The 25,893-nt window shown below is 65.6% G+C and carries 29 protein-coding genes; 12 read left to right on the plus strand and 17 right to left on the minus strand.

Annotation, left to right across the window (positions count from 1 at the left end; genetic code table 11):
- Nucleotides 1-95: 95 nt before the first annotated feature.
- The 3 genes from JG747_RS15020 (at nucleotide 96) to JG747_RS15030 (ending at nucleotide 3,883) form a co-directional block, all read left to right on the plus strand.
- Nucleotides 96-1,043, plus strand: a complete 948-nt coding sequence (locus JG747_RS15020) for a substrate-binding domain-containing protein (RefSeq protein ID WP_027047106.1) — start codon at nucleotides 96-98, stop codon at nucleotides 1,041-1,043.
- 231 nt (nucleotides 1,044-1,274) lie between these two features.
- On the plus strand, nucleotides 1,275-2,870 hold the full coding sequence (locus tag JG747_RS15025; RefSeq protein WP_202362098.1) for a sugar ABC transporter ATP-binding protein: 1,596 nt from the start codon (nucleotides 1,275-1,277) through the stop codon (nucleotides 2,868-2,870).
- Nucleotides 2,867-3,883 carry an ABC transporter permease gene (locus JG747_RS15030; RefSeq protein ID WP_038648308.1) on the plus strand — a complete coding sequence of 339 codons (1,017 nt, stop codon included), beginning with the start codon at nucleotides 2,867-2,869 and terminating at the stop codon, nucleotides 3,881-3,883. Before JG747_RS15025 ends, JG747_RS15030 begins: the two co-directional genes overlap by 4 nt.
- 335 nt (nucleotides 3,884-4,218) lie before the next feature.
- Here JG747_RS15030 and JG747_RS36985 read toward each other — a convergent pair whose 3' ends face one another.
- Entirely contained in the window at nucleotides 4,219-4,611 is a 393-nt protein-coding gene (locus JG747_RS36985; protein ID WP_244748401.1) for a hypothetical protein, read from the minus strand.
- A gap of 185 nt (nucleotides 4,612-4,796) precedes the next feature.
- Here JG747_RS36985 and JG747_RS15040 point away from each other — a divergent pair, with 185 nt between their 5' ends.
- Entirely contained in the window at nucleotides 4,797-6,062 is a 1,266-nt protein-coding gene (locus JG747_RS15040) for a hypothetical protein (RefSeq protein ID WP_202362099.1), read from the plus strand.
- A 199-nt stretch (nucleotides 6,063-6,261) separates the two neighbouring features.
- On the opposite strand, the gene JG747_RS15045 is transcribed toward JG747_RS15040, so the two are convergent.
- The 4 genes from JG747_RS15045 to JG747_RS15060 form a co-directional block, all read right to left on the minus strand.
- The gene (locus tag JG747_RS15045; RefSeq protein ID WP_202362100.1) at nucleotides 6,262-6,843 is read right to left on the minus strand and encodes a hypothetical protein; all 582 of its coding nucleotides are present in this window, start codon (nucleotides 6,841-6,843) and stop codon (nucleotides 6,262-6,264) included.
- Nucleotides 6,840-7,436: a hypothetical protein gene (locus JG747_RS15050; RefSeq protein WP_019859572.1), complete on the minus strand. Its 597-nt coding sequence runs from the start codon at nucleotides 7,434-7,436 to the stop codon at nucleotides 6,840-6,842. The genes JG747_RS15045 and JG747_RS15050 overlap by 4 nt, the downstream gene beginning before the upstream one ends.
- A complete protein-coding gene (locus JG747_RS15055; protein ID WP_202362101.1) occupies nucleotides 7,433-8,014 on the minus strand; it encodes a hypothetical protein in 582 nt (193 codons plus the stop codon). The genes JG747_RS15050 and JG747_RS15055 overlap by 4 nt, the downstream gene beginning before the upstream one ends.
- A gap of 99 nt (nucleotides 8,015-8,113) precedes the next feature.
- Nucleotides 8,114-8,476 carry a hypothetical protein gene (locus tag JG747_RS15060; protein ID WP_081296215.1) on the minus strand — a complete coding sequence of 121 codons (363 nt, stop codon included), beginning with the start codon at nucleotides 8,474-8,476 and terminating at the stop codon, nucleotides 8,114-8,116.
- Between the two features lie 173 nt (nucleotides 8,477-8,649).
- Here JG747_RS15060 and JG747_RS15065 point away from each other — a divergent pair, with 173 nt between their 5' ends.
- Nucleotides 8,650-8,952 (plus strand): hypothetical protein, encoded by a 303-nt coding sequence (locus JG747_RS15065; RefSeq protein WP_019859569.1) that lies wholly within the window; start codon nucleotides 8,650-8,652, stop codon nucleotides 8,950-8,952.
- 55 nt (nucleotides 8,953-9,007) lie between these two features.
- On the opposite strand, the gene JG747_RS15070 is transcribed toward JG747_RS15065, so the two are convergent.
- The gene (locus tag JG747_RS15070; RefSeq protein WP_019859568.1) at nucleotides 9,008-9,712 is read right to left on the minus strand and encodes an XRE family transcriptional regulator; all 705 of its coding nucleotides are present in this window, start codon (nucleotides 9,710-9,712) and stop codon (nucleotides 9,008-9,010) included.
- A gap of 74 nt (nucleotides 9,713-9,786) precedes the next feature.
- Here JG747_RS15070 and JG747_RS15075 point away from each other — a divergent pair, with 74 nt between their 5' ends.
- Both JG747_RS15075 and JG747_RS15080 read left to right on the plus strand, forming a co-directional pair.
- Nucleotides 9,787-10,173: a hypothetical protein gene (locus JG747_RS15075; RefSeq protein WP_202362102.1), complete on the plus strand. Its 387-nt coding sequence runs from the start codon at nucleotides 9,787-9,789 to the stop codon at nucleotides 10,171-10,173.
- A 128-nt stretch (nucleotides 10,174-10,301) separates the two neighbouring features.
- Nucleotides 10,302-10,979, plus strand: coding sequence for a GcrA family cell cycle regulator (locus JG747_RS15080; RefSeq protein ID WP_064985839.1), 678 nt, complete (start codon nucleotides 10,302-10,304; stop codon nucleotides 10,977-10,979).
- Between the two features lie 199 nt (nucleotides 10,980-11,178).
- On the opposite strand, the gene JG747_RS15085 is transcribed toward JG747_RS15080, so the two are convergent.
- Nucleotides 11,179-11,496 carry a DUF982 domain-containing protein gene (locus JG747_RS15085; RefSeq protein ID WP_032921203.1) on the minus strand — a complete coding sequence of 106 codons (318 nt, stop codon included), beginning with the start codon at nucleotides 11,494-11,496 and terminating at the stop codon, nucleotides 11,179-11,181.
- An 84-nt stretch (nucleotides 11,497-11,580) separates the two neighbouring features.
- Nucleotides 11,581-11,862, minus strand: coding sequence for a DUF982 domain-containing protein (locus JG747_RS15090; protein WP_019859563.1), 282 nt, complete (start codon nucleotides 11,860-11,862; stop codon nucleotides 11,581-11,583).
- Nucleotides 11,863-11,942: 80 nt separating this feature from the next.
- Between JG747_RS15090 and JG747_RS15095 the strand changes: the two genes are divergently transcribed.
- The 3 genes from JG747_RS15095 (at nucleotide 11,943) to JG747_RS15105 (ending at nucleotide 13,710) form a co-directional block, all read left to right on the plus strand.
- Nucleotides 11,943-12,644, plus strand: coding sequence for a YdaU family protein (locus tag JG747_RS15095; protein WP_064985837.1), 702 nt, complete (start codon nucleotides 11,943-11,945; stop codon nucleotides 12,642-12,644).
- The gene (locus JG747_RS15100) at nucleotides 12,565-12,942 is read left to right on the plus strand and encodes a hypothetical protein (protein WP_147377521.1); all 378 of its coding nucleotides are present in this window, start codon (nucleotides 12,565-12,567) and stop codon (nucleotides 12,940-12,942) included. Before JG747_RS15095 ends, JG747_RS15100 begins: the two co-directional genes overlap by 80 nt.
- 174 nt (nucleotides 12,943-13,116) lie before the next feature.
- Nucleotides 13,117-13,710, plus strand: a complete 594-nt coding sequence (locus tag JG747_RS15105) for a DUF6456 domain-containing protein (RefSeq protein WP_064985833.1) — start codon at nucleotides 13,117-13,119, stop codon at nucleotides 13,708-13,710.
- 58 nt (nucleotides 13,711-13,768) lie between these two features.
- Here the strand turns inward: JG747_RS15105 and JG747_RS15110 are convergent, their stop codons facing one another.
- From JG747_RS15110 to JG747_RS15145, 8 genes are all read right to left on the minus strand, one after another.
- Complete coding sequence (locus JG747_RS15110; RefSeq protein WP_064985830.1) at nucleotides 13,769-14,071, minus strand: hypothetical protein; 303 nt, start codon at nucleotides 14,069-14,071, stop codon at nucleotides 13,769-13,771.
- A 191-nt stretch (nucleotides 14,072-14,262) separates the two neighbouring features.
- Nucleotides 14,263-16,239, minus strand: coding sequence for an acyltransferase family protein (locus JG747_RS15115; RefSeq protein ID WP_202362103.1), 1,977 nt, complete (start codon nucleotides 16,237-16,239; stop codon nucleotides 14,263-14,265).
- Between the two features lie 138 nt (nucleotides 16,240-16,377).
- Complete coding sequence (locus tag JG747_RS15120; protein WP_064985825.1) at nucleotides 16,378-16,875, minus strand: DUF2306 domain-containing protein; 498 nt, start codon at nucleotides 16,873-16,875, stop codon at nucleotides 16,378-16,380.
- Between the two features lie 135 nt (nucleotides 16,876-17,010).
- Entirely contained in the window at nucleotides 17,011-17,316 is a 306-nt protein-coding gene (locus JG747_RS15125) for a hypothetical protein (protein ID WP_019859554.1), read from the minus strand.
- Between the two features lie 447 nt (nucleotides 17,317-17,763).
- Nucleotides 17,764-18,591, minus strand: coding sequence for an ABC transporter permease (locus JG747_RS15130; RefSeq protein WP_202362104.1), 828 nt, complete (start codon nucleotides 18,589-18,591; stop codon nucleotides 17,764-17,766).
- Between the two features lie 2 nt (nucleotides 18,592-18,593).
- Nucleotides 18,594-19,874, minus strand: a complete 1,281-nt coding sequence (locus tag JG747_RS15135; RefSeq protein WP_202362105.1) for an ABC transporter permease — start codon at nucleotides 19,872-19,874, stop codon at nucleotides 18,594-18,596.
- Nucleotides 19,875-19,880: 6 nt separating this feature from the next.
- On the minus strand, nucleotides 19,881-20,933 hold the full coding sequence (locus JG747_RS15140) for an ABC transporter substrate-binding protein (RefSeq protein WP_202362106.1): 1,053 nt from the start codon (nucleotides 20,931-20,933) through the stop codon (nucleotides 19,881-19,883).
- 43 nt (nucleotides 20,934-20,976) lie between these two features.
- A complete protein-coding gene (locus JG747_RS15145; RefSeq protein WP_202362107.1) occupies nucleotides 20,977-22,104 on the minus strand; it encodes an ABC transporter ATP-binding protein in 1,128 nt (375 codons plus the stop codon).
- 288 nt (nucleotides 22,105-22,392) lie between these two features.
- Between JG747_RS15145 and JG747_RS15150 the strand changes: the two genes are divergently transcribed.
- Nucleotides 22,393-23,781, plus strand: a complete 1,389-nt coding sequence (locus tag JG747_RS15150) for an aminotransferase-like domain-containing protein (RefSeq protein WP_202362108.1) — start codon at nucleotides 22,393-22,395, stop codon at nucleotides 23,779-23,781.
- A gap of 63 nt (nucleotides 23,782-23,844) precedes the next feature.
- Nucleotides 23,845-25,092 (plus strand): NAD(P)/FAD-dependent oxidoreductase, encoded by a 1,248-nt coding sequence (locus JG747_RS15155; RefSeq protein ID WP_202362109.1) that lies wholly within the window; start codon nucleotides 23,845-23,847, stop codon nucleotides 25,090-25,092.
- Here JG747_RS15155 and JG747_RS15160 read toward each other — a convergent pair.
- The gene (locus JG747_RS15160; RefSeq protein WP_019859547.1) at nucleotides 25,089-25,763 is read right to left on the minus strand and encodes a GntR family transcriptional regulator; all 675 of its coding nucleotides are present in this window, start codon (nucleotides 25,761-25,763) and stop codon (nucleotides 25,089-25,091) included. The genes JG747_RS15155 and JG747_RS15160 overlap by 4 nt on opposite strands.
- Between the last annotated feature and the right edge of the window lie 130 nt (nucleotides 25,764-25,893).

Consider the following 25,893-nt stretch of genomic DNA (forward strand, 5'->3'; position numbering starts at 1 on the left):
GCAAGGAGGATGCTCCAACACTTTGAACCGACGCATGATCCTTCCTGAAACCGTCCCGGTTTCCGGGGCGTGCGTTCTTGTGGAGGAGATCAACCATGAACAGACGTGAATTCCTGATGACGTCCGTGGCCGCCGGCGCCATGATGCTTGCAGCACCTTCGGCGTTCGCCGAGGACAAGCTGACCATACTGGGCTCGGTGCCCAATCTCGGCTTTCCGTTCTTCGTGCACATGCTCAACGAGATCAAGGCCGAAGCGCAGGCGCAAGGCGTTAACCTGACCGAAAGCGACGGCCAGAATTCAGCCACCAAGCAGACCGCCGACATCGAAGCGGCGCTGGTGCAGAAGGTCAACGCCATCGTGATTTCGCCGCTCGACGTCAACGCGCTGGCGCCGGCGATCGAGGAAGCGGTCAAGGCCGGTGTTCCCGTGGTGACGATCGACCGCCGCGTCGACGGTGTCCAGGGCATCCTCGCCCATGTCGGCGCCGACAATGTCAAGGGTGGCGAGGCGGAGGCGCAAGCCATGGTGGCGGCGTTCCCCAACGGCGCCAAGCTATTCCATCTGCAGGGCCAGCCGGGTGCTGGTCCGGCGATCGACCGCAACAAGGGCGTGCACAATGTGCTCGATCCCCTGAAGGACAAGTACCAGATCATCTTCGAGCAGACCGCAAACTTCGCCCGCGCCGAGGCGTTGTCGGTGACGGAAGCCGGGCTCGCCGCCAATGGCAAGCCGGACGCCATCATCTGCGCCAATGACGACATGGCGCTCGGCGCGCTCGAGGCTTGCGCGGCGCGCAACTTCACCGACGTCAAGATCTACGGCTTCGACGCGCTGCCGGAAGCGCTGGTTGCCGTGCGCGACGGCAAGCTCGCCGGCACGGTCGAACAGTTCCCCGGCCAGCAATCGCGCACCGCCGTGCAGATCGCGGTCGCCTACGCCAAGAACAAGACCGAGCCGAAGGAGAAGCTGGTGCTGTTGACGCCGATCGTCATCGGCAAGGACAATCTCGACAAGGCCGAGAGGTTGAGCGAGACGAAGTAGGCTGATTGGATGAGGCCGGCGGGACAGCACCCCCCTCTGCCCTGCCGGGCATCTCCCCCGCAAGGGGGAGATCGGCAGTGTCGATGACGGCACTTTCCTTGCGACGTTGGAGATTAGCGAAAGCCGAATGGACAGCCAATCTCCCCCCTTGCGGGGGAGATGTCCGGCAGGACAGAGGGGGGTGTTCACGCGCTGACGGGACCAGCATGAACCGCATCGAGGAAGCAATCATTGGCTGAAGCCGCACCTGTCCTGCTTGCCGTCGAGGGCGTCACCAAGCATTTCGCCGGTGTCACCGCGCTGAGCGACGTCTCGCTCGACATCCACCCCGGCGAGATCCTCGGCCTGCTCGGCGAAAACGGCGCGGGAAAATCGACGCTGCTCAAAATCCTGTCGGGCGTCATGCCGCCGTCCAGCGGGCGCATCACTTTCGACGGCGCCGACTACGCGCCGTCAAGCCCGCAGGATGCCAAGCGGCTCGGCATCGTCACCATCTACCAGGAGCTCAGCCTGATCCCGACGCTGACGGTGGCGGAGAACATTTTCATCGGCCGCGCGCCGGTCGGGCCGTTCGGCCTGGTGAGCTGGAAGCGCATGGAGCGCGACTCGCGCGACATCATCGCCCGTGTCGGCCTTTCCATCGATCCGATGACGCCGGTCTCGGCGCTGTCGGTGGCAGAGCAGCAGCTGGTCGAGATCGCCCGGGCGCTGTCGCTCAAAAGCCGGCTGATCATCATGGACGAGCCGACCTCGGCGCTGACCGAGACCGAGGTGCAGCGGCTGTTGTCGATCATGGGCCGGTTGCGCCAGGACAAGGTCGCCATCATGTTCGTCACCCACCGGCTGGAGGAGGCCTCCGCCATCTGCGACCGCATGACGGTGCTGCGCGACGGGCGGCTGGCCGGACATCTCGACCGCGACAAGGGGCGGCCGATCCAGTTGCCGCGGATCATCGAGAAGATGGTCGGCCGAGCGGCCTCCGAACTCTATGCAAGGCCGTCGCAGCGCGCGGTGGCCGGCGATGTCGTGCTGTCGGTGCGCGGTCTGCGCACCGTGCGCGATCCCGAGGCGCCGCATGCCATCGTGCTCGACGGCGTCGACATCGATCTCAAGGCCGGCGAAATCCTCGGCGTCGCCGGGCTTGTCGGCTCGGGCCGCACGGAGCTGGCGCGCGCCATTTTCGGCGCCGACCGCATCGCGGCCGGAACCATCACGCTCGACGGCAAGCAGATCGCGCCGGCCTCACCGGCGGATGCCATCGCGCTCGGCATCGGCCTGGTGCCGGAGGACCGCAAGCACCAGGCGATCTTTGCCGCGCTTGGCATCCTGCCGAATTTCTCGGTCGCGTCGCTCGGCACGTTCAGCAACGGTTTCGGCTTCATGGCCGAGCGGCGCGAGCGCGACGCGCTGTCGGGTTTCAGGAAGATGCTGTCGATCCGCATGGCCTCGGCCGAGCAGGCGATCGAGGGCCTGTCCGGCGGCAACCAGCAGAAGGTGATCCTGGCGCGCTGGCTGGCGCGCGATCCGAAAGTGCTGATCGTCGACGAGCCGACGCGCGGCGTCGATGTCGGCGCCAAGGCGGAGGTGCATCAGATCCTGGTGCAATTGGCAGCGCGCGGCATCGCGGTGATGATGATCTCGTCCGAGCTGCCCGAAGTGCTGGCGGTGTCGGACCGCATCGTCACCATGCGCAGGGGCCGCATCACCGGTGAGATGCCGGGCGTCGAGGCAAACGAGGAAAAACTGATGGAACTGATGGCGCTCGACAAGCAGGATGCTCTTGGGCAAGACGCGCTTGGGCAGGATGCGGAGGATCAGGCACGATGAGCATCGCTGAAGAGCAGAGCCAGCGCGGCGGCGCGACGATCGCGCGGCTGTTGATGAGTTTCGGGCCGCTGCTGTTCCTGGCGGCGCTGGTCGTCGTCTTCACCGTGCTGAAGCCGAGCTTCATCGACCCGATCAATCTGTTCAACATCACGCGCCAGATCTCGATCACCGGGCTGATCGCGCTCGGCATGACCTTCGTCATCCTCACCGCCGGCATTGACCTGTCGGTCGGCTCGCTGCTGGCCTTCTGCGGCATGGTCGCCGCCGTCGTCGCCAAGGGCGGTGCGGCCAACACGCTGTCGCTGTCGACCTCAGGCACACAGGGCTATGGCTGGTTCGCGGCGCTGCTGGCGGCCGTCATCGTCGGCGCCGCCGCCGGCGGCGTGCAGGGGCTTGCCATCACCCGACTGAAAGTGCCGCCCTTCGTCGTCACGCTGGGCGGGTTGACGGTGTTTCGCGGGCTGACGCTGACCATCTCCAATGGCGGCCCGATCTCGGGCTTCGACGCCTCTATGCGCTGGTTCGGCACGGGGTTGATCGGCCCGGTGCCGGTGCCGGCCATCATCTTCGCCATCGCCGCGATCCTGTGCCACATCGTGCTGCGCTACACGCGCTATGGCCGCGCCGTCTATGCCGTCGGCGGCAATGCCGAGGCGGCCCGATTGTCTGGCCTGCGCGTCGACCGCATCCTGGTCTCGGTCTATGTCATCGTCGGCTTCTTCGCCGGGCTCGCCGCCTTCGTGCTGTCGGCGCGGCTCAATTCATCGGAAGCGGTGGCCGGCATCGGCTATGAGCTGACGGTGATTTCTGCCGTCGTCATCGGCGGCACCTCGCTGTTCGGCGGCATCGGCTCGGTCGGCGGCACGGTGGTGGGTGCGGCGCTGATCGGCGTGCTGCAGAACGGGCTGCAGTTCAACAATGTCTCGTCCTACACGCAAAGCATCGTGATCGGGCTGATCCTGATCCTGGCGGTGGCGTTTGACCGGTGGCTGAAGTCGCGGGTGCGGAGATGAGGGTGTTCGACGGAACGAGGCGTTGATGATTTTGCGCCGATATACCCGCCGCAGAACAAGCGTGGCGCCAAGCTGGAGCACCCCTCATCCGGCTCGGCGCTGACGCGCCGATCCACCTTCTCCCATAGGGGGAGAAGGGAAGATGGCGCATCACCCCGGCAACTGCTCCTCGATCACCCGCGCCGAGCCCGGCACCAGATGCCCGGCCTGATCGAAGCGCAGCACCACCACCCAGTTGAAGACATCGCCGGGCCATTTGCCGTTCGGCAGCAGCGCCTGCGGGTCGGCGCCAAAGGCCTTGATGAGTTTTCCGAGCTGGCCGTGATGCCAGGCGATCAGGATCGACTGCCGTGGGTTTCACTGGAGAGTGCGGCGACGAGGGCTTGGACGTCCTTGTCGGCGAAGCGCTGGTCGATGGGCAGTTTCAGCGCCTGGCTGAGCGGGGTGAGCGTCAGCCGCTCGCGCGCGCTGTTCTTCGAATCGGCGCTGGCCACCAGCATATCGGGCCGGAAGGCGACACCGTCGAGCAGGAAGGGCTGGAAATAGGCGACATAGGCCTGCGCGCGGGCTTCGCCCTCGGGCGACAGACCGGGTCCGCTGTCGGGCTTTTCGCCATGGCGCACGATCAGCACCGTGGCGTCAGCAAGCCCTGATGTGCTGTTGCCGGCGGCATGGGCGGACAGAGCAAGCGCCATCACCCACAGGGCGGCGAGAACGAGGGGTTTCATGGCGGTCCTTCCCTGGGTTTCGAGCCGACCAATCAACGTATCAATTCGACGGAATCAGGGCCGCCACGGTACCCACGGCATCCCGGCATTGAACCAAGGAGATGCGCGGCCATTTCCCGGCCCGGTTGCAAAACGATCGCCCTTTGCTAGAAAGGCCTGGGGCGGGTGGCATCGTGAGAGACCTCATGTTTGCCGATATCATCAGGCCGATCAGCTTGAGTTTTTCGCTGCTGCGGCGCTTCTGGCCGCAGCTTGTTGCGCTGGTGCTGGCCGGGGTGCTGGCCGGCGATCTCCTGCTGCAGCTGGCGGCGAAAGTGGCGCTCGCCAATCATTTCGCCGGGCTTGCCATGCTGACACTGGTGGCGCTGGCGCAACTGGTGGTGACGGTGGCGATGTTCCATGTGCTGCGCTCCGGCCTGCCGCATCTCTTGGCCGCGCAGCGCGGCGCCGACAAGGCCGCGGAGGAGCAGGTCACTGGCGACCGGCGCGGCTCGCGGCTGGTGCGCATGATCACCATCGCGCTGTTGCCTTTCTTCGCCTATTACGCGGCCTGGGGGTTCCTCGGCGATATCGTGCGGCAATATTCGCGCGCCACGCTCGACCAAGCCGATTTCGGCCAAGCCGGAAATGTGCTCGACGTGCTGGATTCGCGCTGGCTGCTGATCTCGGTGGCGGTGTCATGGCTGATCCGCCGGCTGGCCAAGTTCATGCAGACGAAAACCAAGACCGCCTCGTTCTGGCAGATCGTCGTGGTGATCTGCGAGACCAACTGGATCTTCGTCGGTCTCTATGTGATCAGCCGCTGGAAGGATACGGCGCTGCAATGGCTGATGAGCCGGTCCTTCTGGTCGGTGGTGCAGGCGTCGGCCGATGGGCTGGCGAGCCCAGTGCCGGTGGCGACGGCGGCCCCGATGGTGCCGGTCGAGATCACCTCGATCGCGCCGTCGACGGTCGCCATCAACCTGTTCTTCTACATGCTCCTGCCGCTGATCTGGCTGGTCATGGCGGCGCTGATCTATGGCTATGACGTGCGCGACGATGCGGCCCTGATGCGCGTGCACAATCGCGTGGAGCGCTTCGGCAAGCGCTATGCCGGCCTGCCGAAATTCCTGCGCGACTTCGTCGAGCATTTCATCGCCGGCTACCGCTCGCGCTACCTGCCGATCGCCAATGGCGTGCGGCTGACGGTGAGTTCCAGCCTTCTCCTTCTGTGCACGCTGATCATCGGCTATCGCCTCATCGACTGGGGCGCCGCCTGGCTGTGGCTCGGCGCGACACGGCTGATCGGCCCGCACGAGCTCGATGTCTGGCAGATCTTCTCGCACGGCGTGACGCTGCTGTTCGGCAGCCCGTTCCAGGATTCCTCCACCGGCATTTTGATCGAACCGATCAGGATATGTTTTCTCGCCGCCGTGCTGGAGACGGCGTTTTCGCTGTCGAAGGGTAGATGAGCTACCTTCTCCCCGTTTACGGGGAGAAGGTGCCGGCAGGCGGATGAGGGGCGGCGCTGTCGCGAAAGAATTGAGCTTGATTTCGCAGGGCCGGCGCTGGCCGTGACGTTAGGCAAATCAGCCACTTACCGGAGCGTCGGCGCTGCCCCTCATGGCCCTGCCGGGCATTTCTCCCCGTATAGTGACGGGGAGAAAGTAGCTACTTCGGCGGCCTTTGAAAGCGCAAGAACCAGGGCCGCTCGCTGCCCAGCCCGACCGCCGGGCGAATGGTTTTCACCGCGTCTTCCGGCACGATGAAGATGTCGCCGATGGTGACGGTGTCGCCCTTTTTGACGCCGGAGAATATCGCCGAGGTGCAGTTCGTCACACCCGCCGGCAGGCTGACGCCGGCGATGACATCCGGCAGCGAGCGGCGCCCGGCGGCGTCGGTCAGCATCAGCTTGCAGCCCAGCCACTGCTTTTGCAGGTCGGGGTCACCTATCTTGACCGAGAACGTGGCGATGACGGCGAAGGCGTGGTCGGGCAGGCGGTCGGCCTTGCCGCCGCGCAGATCGGCCAGTTTCCAGTCACTGCCGCCGAACGGCACGGACTGGCCGAAATCGACATCCCTGGCGATGAGGTCCTCGCCATGCAGCCATTCGCGCAGGCTGTCATAGCTGGTCTCGGCCAGCGTCAGCGGCAGCAGGATGGCAAGCGCCACAAGGCTGCGCCGCCGCCATTTTTGCTCGGCCTGCCGGTCTTCGCTGGCGATCGGTCCAGGGGCGGTAGAAACGGCGCTCATGACTTGCCTTGAGGTGGCGGCGCATCGAGGTCGTATTCCGGCAGCACATCCGCCGGCTGGCCATCGGCGCTTGTCGGCACCCCATCAAGGCTGATGCGCGCTTGCGCGTCGAGCGGGCCGAACTGGCGCGCTGCTATCAGCAGGCTGGCGCCGCGAATCTGGTCGGGCGGTATTTCGAACACGAACAGGCCGCGCTTCTCCAGGCCCGGATCGACGCCATGCGGCGGCATGTCCTGGCGGTAGCCGAGCCGTTCCGTCTGGTGATAGCGCAGCCCGGTCGGGCCTTGCCAGGTGCCGTCGGCAACCGTGGTGGAGGCAGCGGTGGCGGTGAGGCTGGTCGTCACCACCGCCCACAGGCCGCTGGTGGTCAAAAGCTTTTGCTGGCCGAACTGGTTGGTTTTCAGCGCGCGGGCAAAGACCACCTTGTCGAGCCGGACATCGAAGCTGCGCGCGCGGATGGTGTCGTGCATGGCGCCATCGGCCGGGATCGGCGCGGTGAGGTCGGCATAATGCGGCTTTGACACCTGCATGCCATAGCTCAGCACCACGGTCGCGCCGAGGATGACGAGATTGCCGAGGATGCGGATTCTCATGAGCCGGTTCCCGGCACGTCGGCGACCGGCAAGGTGATGGTGCCGAGCCGGTAGGGATTGAACCAGCCGGGCATGCCATAGAGGTTGTCGCGCGGCTTGAAGATCTCGGCGGTGACGCCGAAGCTCAGGCTGGCCGGGACAATGGCGTCGCCGGCCAGCGGCCAGACATAGGCCATGCGCTCCGTCATGCCGGGATGCAGTTCCGGCGTCAGCGTCTCGTCCCGCGTCAGCGCGATCATCGGCATGGGATCGGGCAGGGCGAGCCCGTCCGGCTTGAAGACATCGAAATAGGCCTTGTCGGATTGCGCGGTGCGATTGGTCAAGTCGGCCTCCAGCACCAGCGCCTTCTGGCCGGGCTTCATCAGCACGCCATAAACCTTGGCGTGGCTGACATAGGCGCGCACCGGCTGGACGCGCCAGCGTCCGGCATCGATGGCGGTGTCGAGCGGCAATTGCGGCGGAGCGTGGGCGGGGAGGGCGCCGAAGGCGCCCATCAGGCCGGCGACGAACAGCGCCGCGATGGTTCCCGCGCCGGCCGTGATCCAGGTTTGAACTTTTGAGCGGGCAGTCCTGAACATTCCAAATCATGCACGTCGAACGAAGAGCCACCCACGCGCAATCTAGAAAGAAACGGAACCGATTGGAACCCGCAAATGGCTGGTCCAGCGTGCCGGGCCTCAGGCCGCTTCGAGCGCCCACAGGCGATGGCCGTAGCGGCGGAAGAAGCGGGCTGCGAGACGCTGCTGCCTGGCCCGAACGAGATCGGGCAGGCGCCGTTCCTGGCGCCAGCGCGGCATGTTGCGCCAGCAGGCGATGAAGCGGGCGGTGTCCTCGATGGCCTCCTGCGCCGACAGCGCCGGGCCGATTGCCGCCAGGAACAGTGGTTCGGATTGTTTCAACTCGTCGATGACGGCCTTGCGCCGGAAATGATCCTGGCGGGCGTGCGTGATGCCGTTGCGGCGGATCACCTCGAAGGCTTCGAGCAGAGCAGGACTGTCGCCGGTGTAACCGCAGGCGCGGGCGAAATCGGCGGCATCCATCACTGCTCCCGGGTCTGATGCGGCAGGCGACTCACATCTGCGAGTTGTTGAAAGCATAACTCAAAAACCGATAAAAGGGAAACTTTTGGGAAAGTGTTAAAACTGCGACTCGACTCCCGGCTCAAAACACAGGATTATAAGAACAAATCAGGAACAAACGGGGTGGAGAGGCAATGGCATTGCCGGGCAGGAAACCAGTCATCGCGCATGTCGCCTCGATATCGGTCGAGTGCGCCGATTGCGGCCGCAACAGATGGTGGAAACCGGATGAACTCCGGCGTTTCGGGGTGACGGGCAGCACGCCGCTGGCGGAGCTTTCGGGCCGCATCGTCTGCTCGGCCTGCCGCGCCGACGGGCTGCCGGGGACGGCGGTGTCGATCCAGGCCGCCTTCATCGACGAGCGTCAGCGCGTGCGCAGCGAGGCACAGATGCTGAGCGAGCGCGAGGTGCTGGTGGAGGGGGCGAGGCGGGCTTGACAGGGGGTGGCGGTGGTTTTTCCTTCTCCCGCAAGGGGAGAAGGAAAAAAGTGCGCTAATATCCCAGCAATTCCTTCAGCGGTATAACCCGCCAGACATGCTTGATCGCGTAGCGGTTGAAGGTCAGCGTCTTGGGCGGATTGTACTGCTCGACCACCAGCTCGCTCGCTGTGCGCTTGACCAGTTTCTTGACGAAGGCCTTGCCGTTCTTCTCGTTTTCTTCCGGAAACGTCTCGATCACCACATGGTCGCCGGGCACGGCGTCGCGGCCGCCGCAATAGATGAGGTCGCCGGGTTCGTAACGCGGCACCATGGAGTCTGAGAGTACATGCAGCGCGAACACCTTGGGCAGGTTGCGCACGCCCGGCGGGCGCTGGACATAGCCGGCGGGCTCGCCGTTGAAGGTGAAGTCGCCGTCGTCGCCGCCGACCGCCGCACCCAGCACCTCGATATCCATTGAGCCGGCGGGCATCGGGCCGGCATCGGTGACGATCTCGGCGTCGGCCACCGGGCCGGCATCGTCGAGGAAGACGACCTCGCCTTTGCCCAGCGCCACCGGGTCGACGCGCAGGAAGGCGGCGGTCTTCAGGAGGTTCTCGGTCTTGGGCAGGTTGCGGCCGGTTTCCCAATTGCCGACAGCGGCGACATCGGTGTCGTTGTGCTCGGCAATGTGGCGCATGACCAGGCCGCGCTGCTTGCGCGCCTGGCGTATCGCCGCCCCGACCTTGATCGACAGTTCCGTTTTGGCCATGGCGCCCATGTGAGCGATGAAAGCGGTTCTCGTCTATGAAAGAATAGCTTGCATATATTTTTGAGTTATGCTTATATCTGGTCATGCAGAACCTGTCCAGCTTTCATGGCGCGATAGCGCCGGCCTCGCGTGAGGCGAACAAGGCGACTGAAGTCGCCGCCCATTCCCTTCCGTCCTGGCCGTCCTCCCCGGCCGGGGCTAAGCCCGAGCGCTTTGACGCCTCGGGTCCGGCCCGCCTGTCCCTGGCGGCCGGAGCGGCCGGAGCCGCCGCTCCCCTCGGCTCCGGCCCCCAATTCGACCGGCCCGTTTTGTCCGCCGGTCCCTACGTGCGCTCCTGCATCCGCACGCAGGACGGCACTGTCATCCTATTCGAGCCGATGACGGGCAGGGCGGTTTCCGCTCCCGACAGCAAGACGGCGGAGGCGCGGCTGGCGCGCCTGACTGCCGGACACGCGATCCGCCCCGGCTGATCCGGCCAAGAGCCGGCTTTAACACCGAAAACCCTGACCGTGGCCCGGACCGGGCCCGAACCCTGACGCCTTGCCGACGGCGCGCTCTCCAGTGCTGCCGAAGGCGCACCCCTGGATGGAGCCTGGACATGGCAAGCTACAGCGACGCCGAACTGCAAGAGATCGCCCGCTGGCTGAAGGAGGGGCTTTCGGCCTCGAGGATCGCGGCGGCGTTCAGCGCACTGCGCGGCAGCCAGGTGTCACGTAACGCCATCATCGGCATCGTCCACCGCAACGCCATGCTGGGCGCGATCGGCTTTGCCAATGGCCAGGGGATGCCGCCGGTCGCGAGACAAGCCGCCGGCGAAAGGACAATGCGCAAGCCGGCGGCCGTAGAGCGTGCAAATGGCAAGGCCAGCGGCAAAGCAGTGGCGCAAGAGCGCGCCGGCGTCCATCCGGCAGAGGGCGCGCGCAAGAACAAGGCCCGGCCCAGGCGCGATTCCTCGCCGGCCTGGCTGCCGCCACGCCTGTTCGTGCGCGAGGTGGGCGTGCTGATCGCCGATGGCGAGGCGTACCGTCTAGAGCCGCCCGCGCCCCAGCGTGGACCGATCGGCCGCCAGCCGCATGGCGTGGCGATGCGCTTCATCGACTGCCTGTTCGACCGCTGCCGCGCGCCGCTCGATCTGACCCTGGAAGAAGATCCGGAGAACGACGCGCCGGGCGGCCGGCCCGGCGCCGACATGCTGTGCTGCGGCATGCGAACCAAGGAGCAGAAAAGCTACTGCGGCTACCACCAGGCGCGGTTCCAGCGGCGGGTTTGCACGTGAGAGCTTGCCTTCTCCCCGTCTCTATACGGGAGAAGGTGCCGGCAGGCGGATGAGGGGCAGCGCTGACATGGCAGGATTAAAAGCAGATATGAACGTCAAGCATCCAGTTCAGGCGCTACTCGTTCAGACGCCGGCGCCGCCCCTCATTGCCCTGCCGGGCATTTCTCCCCTTATAGTGACGGGGAGAAAGACGCTTGGCCTATTTCGGTATCTGCCGGCCCTGTTTGGGCATGCGGCTTTGCACGGTTCGTGCCTCCAGCCGCATCGGCGGGCCACCCTCGGCAACCAGGATGCCCGCGACGCGGGCAAAGCCGGTGAACACCTTTATCGCGTCGGATTCGGAGATCTGCGCGGCGATCGCGGCACTGCAGGCATTGAGCGCGCTGCGGTAGACGTGACCGCGACGCTCGATCGGCCAGCGCTGCAGGAAATCGGCGGCATCGCTGACGCTGTCGATCTCCTCGACATGCCCTTCCAGGTTGACTTTGAGCGGCACTCCGGTTTTCAGCGTACCCACGGCGTTCACCTTCGATCTCAGCGAGACTATAAAGCCCGCGCTTATAAACGCGCAAGGCCGCCACGCGGTTGCATCGCCGCGGCGTCACGGGCCGGCGGCGGCGTCGAGCCAGTCATGCGCGCGGCTTCTCGGCTTCACCACCAATATGCCCTGTTGCCTGGCGGTCTTGCTGAAGGCCTCGAAGGCCGTTCGCGGGCAGCAACTGCCCTCGACCGCCAACCTGACCAGCCTTGCGGCTTCGATATAGGCGGGTGCGGTCTTGTCGGGCCATTGGTGCCGCAATGCCGTTTCGGCGTCGGCTACCGAGCCGACCAGCATGGTCTTGTTGTCGCAAAAGCGCAGCGTAATCGGCATGAACGCCGTCATCGGCAAACCTCCCCTTGGCACGGACGCGTCATAACGTGCGGGCCGGCGGCTGGTTCCATTAGCTTGCGTGCAGGCACCACATGAGCGAGCGGCCCTTCATGCAGCTCTATGTCTCCGATTTCGTCGGCGACACCTTGCCGCTCTCCACCGAGCAGATCGGCGCTTACATGCTGATCCTGATGGCGATGTGGAACGCCGGCGGCCGGCTGCCCGACGACGACGCCAAGCTGGCGCGGGTGGCGCGCCTTTCCCTGAAAAGATGGCGCGCCATCAGCGTCGATCTGCTGAGCTTCTTCGAGCGCGAGGCGGGCGAGATCGGCCACAAGAGGCTGACCAGGGAATTGCACAAGGCGCAGGTCAAAAGCGAGGCGAGGGCCGCCGCCGGCGCACGCGGTGGAACCGCCACCGCCTTGAAAACAAAGGCTCATGGGGCGGCAAATGCCGGCGTTTTGCCACGGCATTCTCCAGACTCCAGAAACCAGAGTGAAAAAGCTTCCGCTTTTTCCCCTGAAAATGCGCAGCATTTTTCGACTCATGGAGATCACGAGGTGGCAGGGGGCTCCTCTGAAAATGCGCAGCATTTGTCCCCTGCTGCGGGCAGAAACAGACCAACTCCCAGTTTTTCGGGGAAGAAACCCGCCTGGCAGCGGCCGAAAACCCACACCGACGCCGCCAACGCCATCATCGAGGAGATTCGCAGCCATGACCGCAGCCGAACTGCAGCAGGCGACGAAAGCGCTGGCCGCGATGTTCTCATGCTTCCCGCAATCCGCCCTGACTGACGTCGAGATGCAGATGCGTGGCTATCTCGGCGCGGTGCGCGACGCCGAGCTTGCCGATCTGCAGGCCGCCATCCAGCGCTTCGTGCGCGGCGAGGTGAAAAGCGGCAACGCCCAGTTCTGCCCATCGAGCGCGCAGCTCTGCATCGAGCTGCGGGAGCGACGGGTGATGCGCGAGCTGATGGCTCGGCGGGCGGCCTCACAAATCTTAGGTTCCTCGCCCCCGCAAGGCGGGGGAGAGGTGGCCCGGCGAAGCCGGGACGGAGAGGGGGGCGACCTCCGCCAAGCCAAAGCCGGTTGAGGATGGAGCACGAAATCCCGTTGTACGTCGGGCCGTTTCCCTTCGACCGTCGGCGCTACCCCCGCTCCGTCTCGGGCTTCGCCCGATCCACCTCTCCCCCGCTTCGCGGGGGCGAGGAACCCAAGTTCTGCAAGGCCAGCTCACCATCCAACCACCCAACCCAAGGAGCCACCCATGCCCAAAAAAGCCAAAGCCGCCAAGCCGCAGGCCCCCAAACTGCCGAAGGGCGAGGCAGAGCAGGTGCGCATCCGCCGCGAGCTCGGCCATGATTTCGCGCTCAGCGACGACGCCTTCGGCCGCAAGCGGCTGGCCACCGGCACGGCCGAAGCGCGGCGCGTCTATGAAGTGTCGAATGACGGCTACACCTCCACCGGTGGCATCGTGCGGGTGCGCAATGTCGACCCGCTCCTGGGCATCACCTCGCTGTCGCGCCAGCAGCGCGAGGCCGGCCAGCGCTACCGCGAGGATTTCCAGTGCAGCCAGCAGGCGAGCGTGAAGCCGATGCGCTGGAGTGAGCGCGTCGACGGCCGCCGCCATGGCGGCGGCATCGCCGACAGCGTGCTCGACTCCGGCCGGGCGCATGCCGCCGCCACCAGGGCGCTGGGGCACTGGGAGGTCGCGGTGGTGGTACGACAAGTCTGCTGCGTGGGCGGCTCGATCAAGAGCCTGGCTGAGCAGACCGGCGAGGGCAGGGACGTGGTGACGAAGCTGTTGAAGGTCGGGCTGGACCTGCTGGCGGTGCATTATGGGATGATGATGGGGCGGTGAGGGCCGGCGCGAACCAATCCGGCCGGCGATGCCGGCCGGATCAGTTCACGGGATCAGATTATCCGCAGACGCGGACTTCCTCGACGATCCTGTGATGATGGCGCCAGTGATTGATCACTTCGATGTGGCAACGGTGGTGCCGGTGGAAATAACGCGGCCTGTAGCCGTCATCATAGGGGTCGTAGGGGCTATAGACATAACGCCCGCCGCCATAGTCCCCATAGCCATCGTAATAGTCATTGCCGTAATAATTGTCGAAGCCGCCGATGCCGATAAAGACGTGACTGCGGGCGGCGGCCGGGGCGATCATCGCCGCCGCCGAAGCAATGGCGATAACCGAGACAAGCAGGAGCTTCTTCATGGCTACCTCCTTTTCAGGTTGATCTAATATAACTCTCGGGAGGCGAGCGCGTTCCATGGATTTTACGATCCACCGACCAGACCAGAGCGCGGAAAGGTGACGCTTGGGCGCTATGTGGCGGAACCGGTTGAGGCCGGGTTAGGGGCTCTTCCTTCTCCCACAAGGGGAGAAGGAAGAAGCGCTTTGTCTCCCTAAAACAGCGCCTTCTCCAACGGCCCTTCCAGCGTCTCCGCAAAGGCCGTCGCCAGATGATGCCGGTCACGGAAGGCCAGTTTGCCACCGATGAACACGTGACACTGTGTCGGGCCGCAGAAGCGGTCGGTGAGGTCGACATAGCGCGTGTCGGGCACGCTTTTCACCACGGCGCGCTCTTGCGCCGCAGTGCTGTCGTTCGCGGCCTGCGCCCTCGGCGTGTCGCAGCGCGAGGGGGCCTCGCGCCACCACAAAGCGCGGGCCACGCAGGAATCGGCGAAACTGTCGCCGATCGGCGTGTCGCGGATGACGGCGGTCTCGACGCCGGCCTGGCTGAAGGCCTGCAACGTGGAGCGCAGGCCGGCCTGCCAGCGCGCGGTCTCGGCCTTGCGGCCGGCGGCGGGCATGTCGCGCGTCAGATTGCCGATCGAGAATTCCGAGATCACCACCAGGCGCGGCTTGCGGCGGATGATGTCCGTGATCGCCTGTTCGCGCCAGGCGTCGCATTCGGTGTAGTCGCGCTTCAGCACCGTGTTGAAGGTCGAAAGCCGTGACGCGCGGCACGAGGATTTGAGATAGGTGACCACCTTGGTGTCGTTGCGCTTGGCCGCTTCGACCAGCGGCGTCGACCAATGGTCGGCGTGTGAATCGCCGAACAGCACGATGGTGTGGGCGGCGTCGGCCGGGCCGAAGGTGCAGGGTTTCGGCTTCACCGTGTGGAAGTCGAGCAGGCAGTTCTTGTCGACGGCGCGCGCGATGGAGGGCTGTTCGGCGGCCTGTTCGATGCCGCGCTGGGCGGAGTCGATGTTGCGTGCCGCCAGATGCGCGTTGGCATAGGCCGCCGCCACGCCCATGCCGGTCAGCGCCAGGGCGGGGGCGAGTGCTCGAGCGCCAACGGTCAGCCAGCCGCCGCGCCGCGCCGGGTTCTCGATCAGATGATAGGTCAGGAATGCCAGCGCCAGCGCCAGCGCGCCGCAGCCGAAGCGCTGGAGGATGCTGAGATCCGGCGCCAGCATGCCGGCATAGACGATGACCGGCCAGTGCCAGAGATAGAGCGAATAGGAGAGCGTGCCGACCCACTGCAGGGGCGCTAGCGAAAGCACGGAGGCAGGCGCAAGAGCCTGCCAGCGGGCCGGGCTGGTTTCCGCCGCATCGTTCTCTTCGCCGGCGCCGCTCAGCAGCACCAGCACCGTGCCGGCGACCGGCAGCAGCGCATACCAGCCGGGGAAGGGCAGGTCCTCGCTCAAGCTGAGATAGGCGACCGCGATCAGCACCAGGCCGAGCCAGCCTTCCGCTGATCGAAGCCATGGCCGCTGTTGCCACAAGGCCGCCGGCGCCTGCGTCGCCAGGCCGCCGGCGGCGAACTCCCAGGCGCGCAGCGGCGAGAAGTAGAAGGCCCAGGCCGGCGAGAGGCTGGTCAGCCACAGGCAGGCAGCGAAGGAGGCGAGGCCGGCGACGCCGATCACCACGACAGCCATGCGTCGGTCCGGACGCAGCCAGGCCGCGAAGAGCAGCAGAGCCGGCCAGACGAGGTAGAACTGCTCCTCCACTGACAGCGACCAGAAGTGGATGAAGGGGTTGCTCAAGGCGTCGGCGGCGAAATAATCGAACGACCAGCGCAGCAGCCACAGATTGATGGCATAGGCCGAGGCGAACATGGCGCCGCGCGAATAGAGTGCCTGCTCCTGCGGCGCCAGGATGAAATAGCCGAGGCCAAGCGTCATCAGGATGACGAACAGGGCCGCCGGCAGGAGGCGCCGGGCGCGCCGCGCATAGAAGCGCCAGAGGTCGAGCCGGCCGGTCTCGGTGATCTCGCCCATAAGGTGCGTGGTTATCAGCCAGCCGGAAATGACGAAGAAGATATCGACGCCGGCAAAGCCGCCGGGCAGTGCCGAGAGCCCGAAATGATAGGCCACGACGCCACCGACCGCCAGCGCGCGCAATCCCTGTATATCAGGCCGAAACGATGCCGCCACGACAGCTCCTTCGTTACTTAAAGCCCGCCACTTGTCTCGGCGCAACCGGCCGATATCGCAATGCAACAATGTTTTCGCAGTGCAACATGGCCAGAACAAGGAAATGGTCGGAAAGGCGGCGGCTTCGCCGGCTGACACTCAGCCCGGCACCCGCGCACTGCGCGAGGCGTAGAGGCCGGCCGCTGCCGCGAGGATGACCAAAGCGGCGAAGATCGCCAGCTTCTGCGGTGTCGCGCCCTGCGGGCCGAAGGCGACGGCATACATGGTGCGGCCGGGAATGAAGGTCAAAAGTCCGGTGATGATGAGCCCGAAAATATAGGTGCCCTGCATGATGCGGCGGTGGGCGGCAATGTTGCCGCCGCGCGCGGCGCGCACGCCGCGCCACAGCATCACCAGTACGAACAGCGACAGAAGGTGGATCGGGCTGAACGGTCCCCACAGCCGGATCGTCCAGATGAACAGGCCGGAGCCGGCGACCGTCGCCATCAGCGCCACCCAGACGCGGCCAAGCGCGCGGTGGAGCCGGTCGCCCTTGGTGCGCCAAAGCTGCACGGCGCCGAGCAGCAGCGCGGCAATGGCGATCAGCGCGTGGAGCTGGATGACGGGCGAGGCATGGAACAAGGGGCTGAGCGACATCGGTGTTCTCCACGATATCGCGGATTATGGCCGATGAGACGCTGAGGCAGCAAGGACGGCGATGCGACTTCTCGATCCGGCCGCCCAAAAAAACAGCCCCGCCAAAGGGGCTGTTTTTTCAATGGTCTGGGAGCGTTACTTGCTGCCGCCGTTCTGTTTCACGCTGCTGCAGAATTCCGGATGGGCGTTGGTGGGATTGGCGTTCTTGGCCTCATCATCGCAGGCCGCCATCACCATCTTCTGGTCTTCCGGCGTCAGCGCTTTCCAGGCCTTGATGAACTCGTCATTGCTGCGCATCTTCTTCATGGTGGAGTCCGTGTAGAAGGGCTGCATCTTGGCCGGGTCGTCGAGAGCCGAGGTCCCGCTGCCCGATGCGGCGAGAGCCGAGCCGGCAACCATCGAAAGCGCCATGGCGCCAAAGCAGATCATCTTGGTATTCATAATGGATTCCTTCCCTGTTGCTTTGTGACCGTCTAAGCAACGATCAAGGGTGTAACGGGAGGATTTGGGTAAAAGTTCCAATTTCCCACGCAAAATGAACTCGGTTTTCTAAAAATGGCATACGAAAGATTTCAACGTTTGCAAGTTTCATTCATTCGCGCAGGAGAAAGCTCTCATCTGTTGGCGGATGGCTGCACAACGACTTGCCCCGACGTGCACCGTGGCTAGCGCCGAAGTTGGCCGGACGTCTAGGAGCCCAGCGATTTGAGAACTTCCCGGCTCTCTGATTGTTCCGCGCCGGCGGCCTCAAAAAAGGCCCCACCGGCAGCACCGGCGGGGCATTGATCGGAGGTCTGCGATCGCCCGGGAGGCGATCCCAAAAAGCCACGGGAACGGCATTCGAAAAGTTTCACCGTTGCGTACGTCGCCCGTCGCCGATGGCGGGTCTCAGCCGCTTGCTGGCCGGCGGCCCTGGTCGCGCCGGGCAAGCAGGTTCGCCACCACCAAAAGCACGATCGACAGCGCCATCATCAGCGTCGCGGCGGCGGTGATGGCGGGCGAGAGTTTTTCGCGCAGGCCAATGAACATTTCTAGCGGCATGGTGCGCTGGCCGGCACTGGCCAGGAACTGCACGACCACCACCTCGTCGAAGGAAGTGACGAAGGCAAACGCCGCGCCCGAAAGCACGCCGGGCAGGATCAGCGGCAGCATCACCCGGAAGAAGGCGGTCAGCGGTTTCGCGCCCGAGATGGCGGCGGCGCGCATCAGATTGCGGTCGAAGCCGGTGAGGCTGGCGCCCACGGTGACGACGACGAAGGGGCTGGCAAGCGCGGTATGCGCCAGGATGATGCCGGCATAAGTGCTGGCGAGCCCGATGCGGGCGTAGAACAGATACGAGCCGACGGCGGTGATCACCACGGGGACGATCAGCGGCGAGAGCAGCAGCGGCATGACGATGCGGCGGCCGGGAAATTTCTCGTTCGACAGTGCGATGGCCGTCAGCGTGCCGAGCGTTGTGGCGATCAGCGTCGTGCCGAAGGCGACGATCAGGCTGTTGCCGATCGCCGACTGCCAGCGCTGCGTGCCCAGCACCACCTCGTACCAGCGCGTCGACAGGCCTTCGAGCGGGAAGATGAAGAAGGCGCCGCTGTTGAAGGAAAGCGGCACAGGGATGAGGATCGGCACCAGCAGGAACAGGATGACCAGCCCGCACCACAGCCAAAGCAGCGCGACGCGGATGCGTTCACCAGGAGTGGGGTAGGGCGAGAGCAGCATGGCTACACCATCTTCAGGCGGTCGAGGCCGAGGATGCGGGCGAAGATGCCGAACAGGGCCAGGGTGAAGACCAGCAGGATGAAGGAGAGCGCCGCCGCCATCTCCCAGTTCAGTTCGACATTGACGTAATTGGCGATGAAGTTGCTGATCAGCTGGTCGCTGGCGCCGCCGATCAGGGCCGGGGTGATGTAGTAGCCGAGGCACAGGATGAAGGTGAGCAGGCAACCGGCCATGACGCCGGGGAAAACCTGCGGGAGGTAGACGCGCCGGAAGGCAGTGAAGGGTCTAGCGCCGAGCGAATAGGCAGCCTTCATCTGCGAGGGCGCGATGGTGCGCATGACGGAGTAGATCGGCAGCAGCGTGAAGGGCAGCTGGATATGCGTCATGGCGATGATCAGGCCGATGCGGCTGTACATCAAATCGAGCCGCTCGGAGGCGAAGCCGAGCCACAGCAGCATGTCGTTGACCAGGCCGAATTTCTGCAAGAGCACCGTCCAGGCGGCGGTGCGCACCAGGATCGAGGTCCAGAACGGCAACAGCACCGCCACGATCAGGATCGCCGCCAGCCCTTTCGGCACGCTCGCTATGAGATAGGCGAGGGGAAAGCCGAGCAGCAAGGTGGCAAGCGTCACGGCGGCGGCGACGAAGAAGGTGCGCAGGAACACTTGCAGGAAGATCGCCTGTTCGGGCGGCACGCGCTCGATGCCGCCGTCGGCGTTCCACCTGAGGTCGAGGGCGCTCAGCAGGTAAAACGAGGTGAGGGCGTGGGTGCCGTTGGAGATGGTCGGCCAGGTGCCTGGCGCCGACCAGAAGGGCACGGCTTTGACGATCTCGAGCGGCGGCTTGCCGGCGGCGCCTTCGAGCTGGCGCACGGTTTTCAGCACCTGGCTGCGGGCGCCGGGCAGGCGTGCGTTGAGCGCCTTGGCCAGCTCATAAGCGGTGCCCTTGGCTTGGTTTTCGCTGAGGTCGGCGGCGAGCGCGATGAAGGCGGCGTCCGCAGGCAGGCCCTGGCCGTTCCAGTCGGCAAGGGCCTGGCTGGTGCGCGGCAGAGCGTCCGCGATGGTCGGGTCGTAGACGGCGCGCGACAGCAGCAGCACGATCGGGATGCCGAAGCTCAGGGCCAAAAGCAGGAGCAGGGGTGCTGCCAGCGCCAGCGAACGCAGCCGGTCGCCGAATTCGGCGCGCCGCATCGCCGCCGACGCGGTTTTGGGATCCGCGCCGGCGGCCGGCCGGCCGCGGGCCAGCGCGGGCCGGTCGAGTTCGCTGGGCTGCAGCGCCGACATCAGGGTCTACTGCGCCAGCCAGGCGTTGAAGCGCTTGACTAGGTCCTCGCCATAGTCGCCCCAGAACTCAGTGTCGGCGACGAGGTAGGCGCCGGCCAGATGGTCGGGCGCGTTGGGCAGTTTCGGCAAGGCATCGGCCGCGACGAACGAAGCCGCATCGGTGCGCACCGGCCCATAGGTGATGTAGCTGGCGAGCTTGGCGTTGGTTTCCGGCTTGGAGATATAGGCCAGGTATTTGTAGGCGAGCTCAGGGTTCTTGGCGCCCTTCGGAATGGCGATCATGTCGTATTCGAGGATCTGGTTGTTCCAGACGATCTTGAAGGGCTTCTTGTCGGTGTCGATGGCGTTCTGGATGCGGCCGTTCCAGGCGGTGGTCATCACCACTTCCTTGGAGGCGAGCAGCTGCGCCGGCTGCGCGCCGGCATCCCACCAGACGATGTCGTTCTTGATGGTGTCGAGCTTCTTGAAGGCGCGGTCGACGCCTTCCGGTGTCGCCAGCACCTTGTAGACGTCGGCGGGTGCGACGCCGTCGGCCATCAGCGCCCATTCGAGGTTCTGCGCCGGGAATTTGCGCATGGCGCGCTTGCCCGGAAACTTCTTGGTGTCGAAGAGGTCGAGCACCGAGGTCGGCGCTTCCTTCAGCACGGTCGGGTCATAGGCGAGGATGTCGCCGTAAGCATCGAGACCGACACCGCAATCGAGCGCCGAACCCTCGATGAATTTGTCGCGCGGACCGATCTTGGAATAATCGAGGCGTTCCAGAATGCCGGCGTCGCAGCCCTGCAGCACGGTCGCGGTTTCCACCGTCACCAGGTCGATCGGCACGTTGCCGGTGTCGACCATGGCTTTGACCTTGCCGAGATCGCCGAGATATTCCTGCTCGAGGATTTTTGCGCCGGTCTCCTTGCTGAACGGCTCGAACCAGGCCTTGCGCTGGGCATCCTGCCAGGCGCCGCCGCTGGCCATGATCGACAATTCATCGGCAAGCGCGGCGTGGCCGATGCTGAACAGTGCGGTGGCCGCGGCGAAAGCGAGCATTCGGGTATTTGCGATTTTCATTTTTCTTCCCCTGTTTTTGAGATGGATCTGTTCTTGGCTTGGTTCAGGACGGCCCTGCCTTGGCGGCCGCGGCATCTGCGGGAAAAGCGCGGCAGTCCTGCGGCGCGCAGGAGACCGTGACGGCCTCGCCATTGGCCATGGTCGCCTCGGGGCCGACCTTGACGGTCAGCACCTGGTCGTTGCCGAGCCGGGCCAGAAGCCGCAGATGGTCGCCAAGATAAATGCGGCCGTCGACCGTCGCGGGCAGGGCGTTGGCACCGGCCGGCATAAGGCTCAGCCGCTCGGGGCGGATGGCGACATGGCAGGCATTGCCCTGCGCCACGCCGATAGCGAGCGCCGTGAGTTCGCCCCCGCCGGTCAGCCGCACGCGGCATTCCTTACCCGAAACGCGGTCGACGATGCCTTCCAGCGTGTTGTTCTCGCCGATGAAGCTCGCCACGAAGGAACTTTGCGGGGCGTTGTAGAGATCGTCGGGCGAGCCGAGCTGGGCGATGGCGCCATTGTTGAAGACGGCGACACGGTCGGACATGGTCAGCGCTTCGCTCTGGTCATGGGTGACGTAGACGATGGTGACGCCGAGCATGGTGTGAATCTGCTTGATCTCGAGCTGCATGTGCTCGCGCAATTTCTTGTCGAGCGCGCCGAGCGGCTCGTCCATCAGCACCAGGCTCGGTTCGAACACCAGCGCGCGGGCCAGCGCCACGCGCTGCTGCTGGCCGCCGGAAAGCTGCGCCGGCTTGCGGTCGCCGAACTGCTTCAGCCGCACCATGTCCAGTGCGCGGCCGACGCGGCCGGCAATGTCGGCCTTGCTCACCTGGCGCACGGAGAGCGGGAAGGCGACGTTCTCCGCCACACTCATATGCGGGAACAGCGCATAGTTCTGGAACACCATGCCGATGTTGCGCTGGTAGGGCGGCAGCCGGTCGACCGGCCTGCCTTCCAGCGTGATGGTGCCGCTGGTCGGCCGTTCGAAGCCGGCCAGCATGTTGAGCGTCGTCGTCTTGCCCGAGCCGGATGGGCCGAGCAGGGTCAGGAATTCGCCACGCGCCACGCCGAGGTTCAGCCTGGTCACCGCGAAGGCGCGGCCGTCATAGGATTTCTCGACATCGACGAAATCGACGAAGGCCGGGCCTGGCGCGGAGGCTGGCGATGATGCGGCCAGGGCGCTCATCGGGCGCGACCCCGAAACGCAGCGGCTGAAGCATTATGCGGCTTGTGATGCATGGTTCCATCCCATTGGAAGCCCGCATCTCGGCGGGTCGTCCAAACTTGTATGCTCACACAATCTATCTAAAATCGAGCATAGATGCAGACAACTTTGGGCGTCAAGCCAGTTTTTCGGCGATTGTGTGATATTTTCGCTTGGAGTTCTCCGGTGTTGAGTCACACAAGCGCTATTGTCCGGCGAATTGTCTTATGCTAGAGCGCTTACATCAGTCCCAGCCCGAATCCTGTCCGTATGCTCAGCGATCTCCGCCTTACCGAGGATGAAAGTCCGGTCTATCGTCGTCTCGCCGACGCGATCGCCGAGCGCATTGCCGCCGGCACGCTGGCGGTCGGCGACCGGCTGCCGCCGCAACGCGACATTGCGCGGGCGCTCGGCATCAACGTCACCACGGTGACGCGGGCGCTGGCGACGCTGCAGCAGCGCGGCCTGCTGGAGGCGCGGCCAGGGCGGGGCACGACGGTGGCGGCCAGGCAGGCCGGCGAGCGGCCCGGTTTCGTCTCGGCGCCGAGCGACGAGAGCGGCATCATCGACCTCTCGGTCAACCGGCCCGCCACCTCGGCCTATCTCGACGCGCTGGCGGCTCTTTTGCCGCGCCTGTCCAGGGATCCGCACTATGCCTCGCTGCAGGACTATCACCCGCCGGAAGGGCCGCTGTGGGCGCGCGCGGCGATCGCCGACTGGCTCAAAGCGGTTGCCGGCGACGGCGACCCCGGCCGCGTGGTGCTGGCGGCCGGCGCCCAGCACGGGCTTGATTGCCTGCTCGGCGCGGTGACGCGGCAGGGCGAGGTGGTGCTGGCCGACGAGGTGACCTATCAGGGCATCAACGCGCTCTGCCGCGTGCATGGGCTGGATCTCAGGGGCGTTGCCATGGATCGCGGCGGCATGCGGCCGGATGCTTTCGACGCCGCCTGTGCGCAGCTGCGCCCGCGCGCGGTTTTCCTGGTGCCGACGCTGCACAACCCGACGACGATTACGCTCAGCGAAGCGCGCCGACACGAGCTTGCCGCCGTGGCGCGCCGCCACAATGTGCTGATCATAGAGGACGACGTCTACAGGCCCTTGGCGGATGAGGCCCTGCCTTCCTTCGCCAGCCTGGAGCCGGAGTTGACGGTGCATATCGGCGCGCTGTCGAAATGCCTGGCGCCCGGCTTGCGGCTCGGCTTCGTCATCGCGCCGCGCGCCATTGCCGGCCAGGTGGCGGCGGCGCTGCGCATCAATTGCTGGAGCATCAGCCCGCTGACGGCGCTGATCGGCGCGCGCATGATCGAGGACGGGGCAGCAGCGCGCGTCATCGAGGTGCAAAAACAGGAACTGCGCCAGCGCCAGGCGATCCTGAGCGAAATCCTCGGCCGCTATGATGTGCAGAGCCAGCCGAGCGCCACCCATGCCTGGCTGCGCCTGCCCGAACCCTGGCGCGGCGCCGGCTTTGCCCGCACCTGCCTGGAACGCGGCGTGGCGCTGCTGCCGGGCGATGCCTTCGCCGTCGGCCGCGAGCCGGTCCAGCACGGCGTGCGCATCAATGTCGGTGCGGCGCGTTCGCAGGACGATCTGCGCACGGCGCTGACCATCATGGCCGAGCTGCTGTCGGCCGGGCATCTGCAACTGCCGGGTTTTGTCTGATGCCTGCCGCTCAAAAAGGGCGGCGCGGTTTTGGGACAAGGACAGGCGTGGGGGGAACAACAAGTGACAGCTTCGAAGAGTGTCGAGATCGCCGTGATCGGGGCCGGCGTGGTCGGGCTGGCGACGGCGCTGCGGCTGGCCGGCGACGGCCGCGAAGTCGTGCTCATCGATCCCAACGAGCCGGGCTCGGGCGCCTCGTTTGGCAATGCTGGGACGCTCGCCGAATATGCCTGCATGCCGGTCGGCAATCCCGCGGTGCTGCGCGCGCTGCCGAAACTGCTTCTTGACGCCGACAGTCCGTTCTCGCTGCGCTGGAGCGCACTCATGCATCTGGCGCCGTGGCTGCTGCGGTTTGTCAGGCAGTCGCTGCCGGCCGCCACCCATGCCAATGCCGTGGCGATGGCCGGGCTGCTGGCCGATTCCCTGCCGGCCTGGGAGGAGATGGCTGTCGAGGCCGATGCCGCCGATCTGCTGCGCCGCAATGGCTGTCTCTATCTCTATCGTCGCCCGGGCGATCTTGCCGGCGGCGCGTCGAGCCGGGCGTTGCGCGCCGAATTCGGCGTCGACCAGGCGGTGCTCAGCCCGGAGGAAGTGGCCGCGCTGGAACCGAACCTGCCGGCGGTGCAGGGTGGCGGGCTGTTTTTTCCGCAGTCGATGAACCTCACCGATCCCCAGACCATGATGGCGCGGCTGCTCAAGGCGGCGACAGGCCGGGGCGTCGCCTTGCTGCGGGGCGAGGTGACAGAACTGCGGGCCGATGCCGGCGGTGTCGACCTCAGCGGTCCCGGCCTGCGGCTGCGCGCCCACAAGGTGGTGATCGCCGCCGGTGCCTTTTCGCGGCCACTGGCGGCGCAGGCCGGCGACCGCATCCCGCTCGAAACCGAGCGCGGCTATCACCTCGAATTCGCGACGCCGGCGCCGGTGCTGACGCGGCCGGTGTGCCCGGTCGATCTCGGCTTCTACATGACGCCGATGGCCGGCCGGCTGCGCGTCGCCGGCACCGTCGAACTCGGCCGGCTGGCCTCGCCACCCAATCCGCGCCGGCTGTCGCTGCTCGATCGCGGTGTGCGGCAGTTTTTCCCCGCGCTCGGCCAGCCGTCTTCAAAATGGCTGGGCTTCCGGCCTTCTCTGCCGGATTCCAGGCCGGTCATCGGCCCGTCGCCCGGCAATGCGAACGTGATCTACGCCTTCGGCCATGGCCATCTCGGGCTGACGCTCTCGGCCGTCACCGCGCGGCTGGTTGGCGACCTCATAGCCGGCCGGCGACCCAACAGCGAAAGGCTTGCGCCTTTCGCCGCCAGCCGGTTCTAACCGCCGCTGGCTGCCGGCGCCGTCTCGATCTCCTGGAGATAAAACACCTTGCTGGGCTGCAGATGGTCGACGCAGAGCTGCGCCAGCACCCAATTGTCCCGGCGCTTCAGCGCCTGGATCATCATCGCGTGGTGCTGGCGCGAGACGTCGAGCTTTTCCCTGTCGGCCAGCGAATTGGCCCGCACCGGCAGGCTGAGGCGCATATAGTGTTCGATCGAGGCGACAAGATAGGCATTGCCGCAGGCCGAGAACATGGTCAGGTGGAAGCGGTCATTGGCCTCGTGGATGCCCCTGAGGTAGCCTGCATCGACATGGCCGCTGTAGATGCGGTGGATCTCCTCCAGTTGCGCGATAAGCGCCTCGCTGACCGGCAGGGGGATCATCAGCGCCGCCTGGCGCTGCAGCATTTCTCGCACTTCGTAGATCTGCCGCACTTCTTCCGGCGAGAGCTGGCGCACCATGGCGCCCTTGTTGCGCTCGCGAGTGACGATGCCGAGTTTTTCCAGCTGGTACAGCGCCTGGCGGATGATGTGGCGCGAGACCGGGAAGCGGGCCAAAAGCGCATCCTCGACCAGGCGCGTGCCGGGCGCCAGCCGGCCGAAGATGATGTCTTCCTCCAGCGCATGCACGGTGTCGGCTTCCTTGCCGCCATAGTCGAAGCTGTTGAGCATCGCGTATCCCTGCTGCTCCCGGCTTCCTGTCCACCGGGAATGCCAGTCTAAAGCGGTTCATCGTTTCACGGAAATGCCTAACCACTGCATTTCCCTGCTGGGCGCAATTCCCCGGGGAAAGTGCCGCGCG

It is taken from the genome of Mesorhizobium sp. 131-3-5, assembly GCF_016756575.1.
Lineage (GTDB): Bacteria > Pseudomonadota > Alphaproteobacteria > Rhizobiales > Rhizobiaceae > Mesorhizobium > Mesorhizobium jarvisii.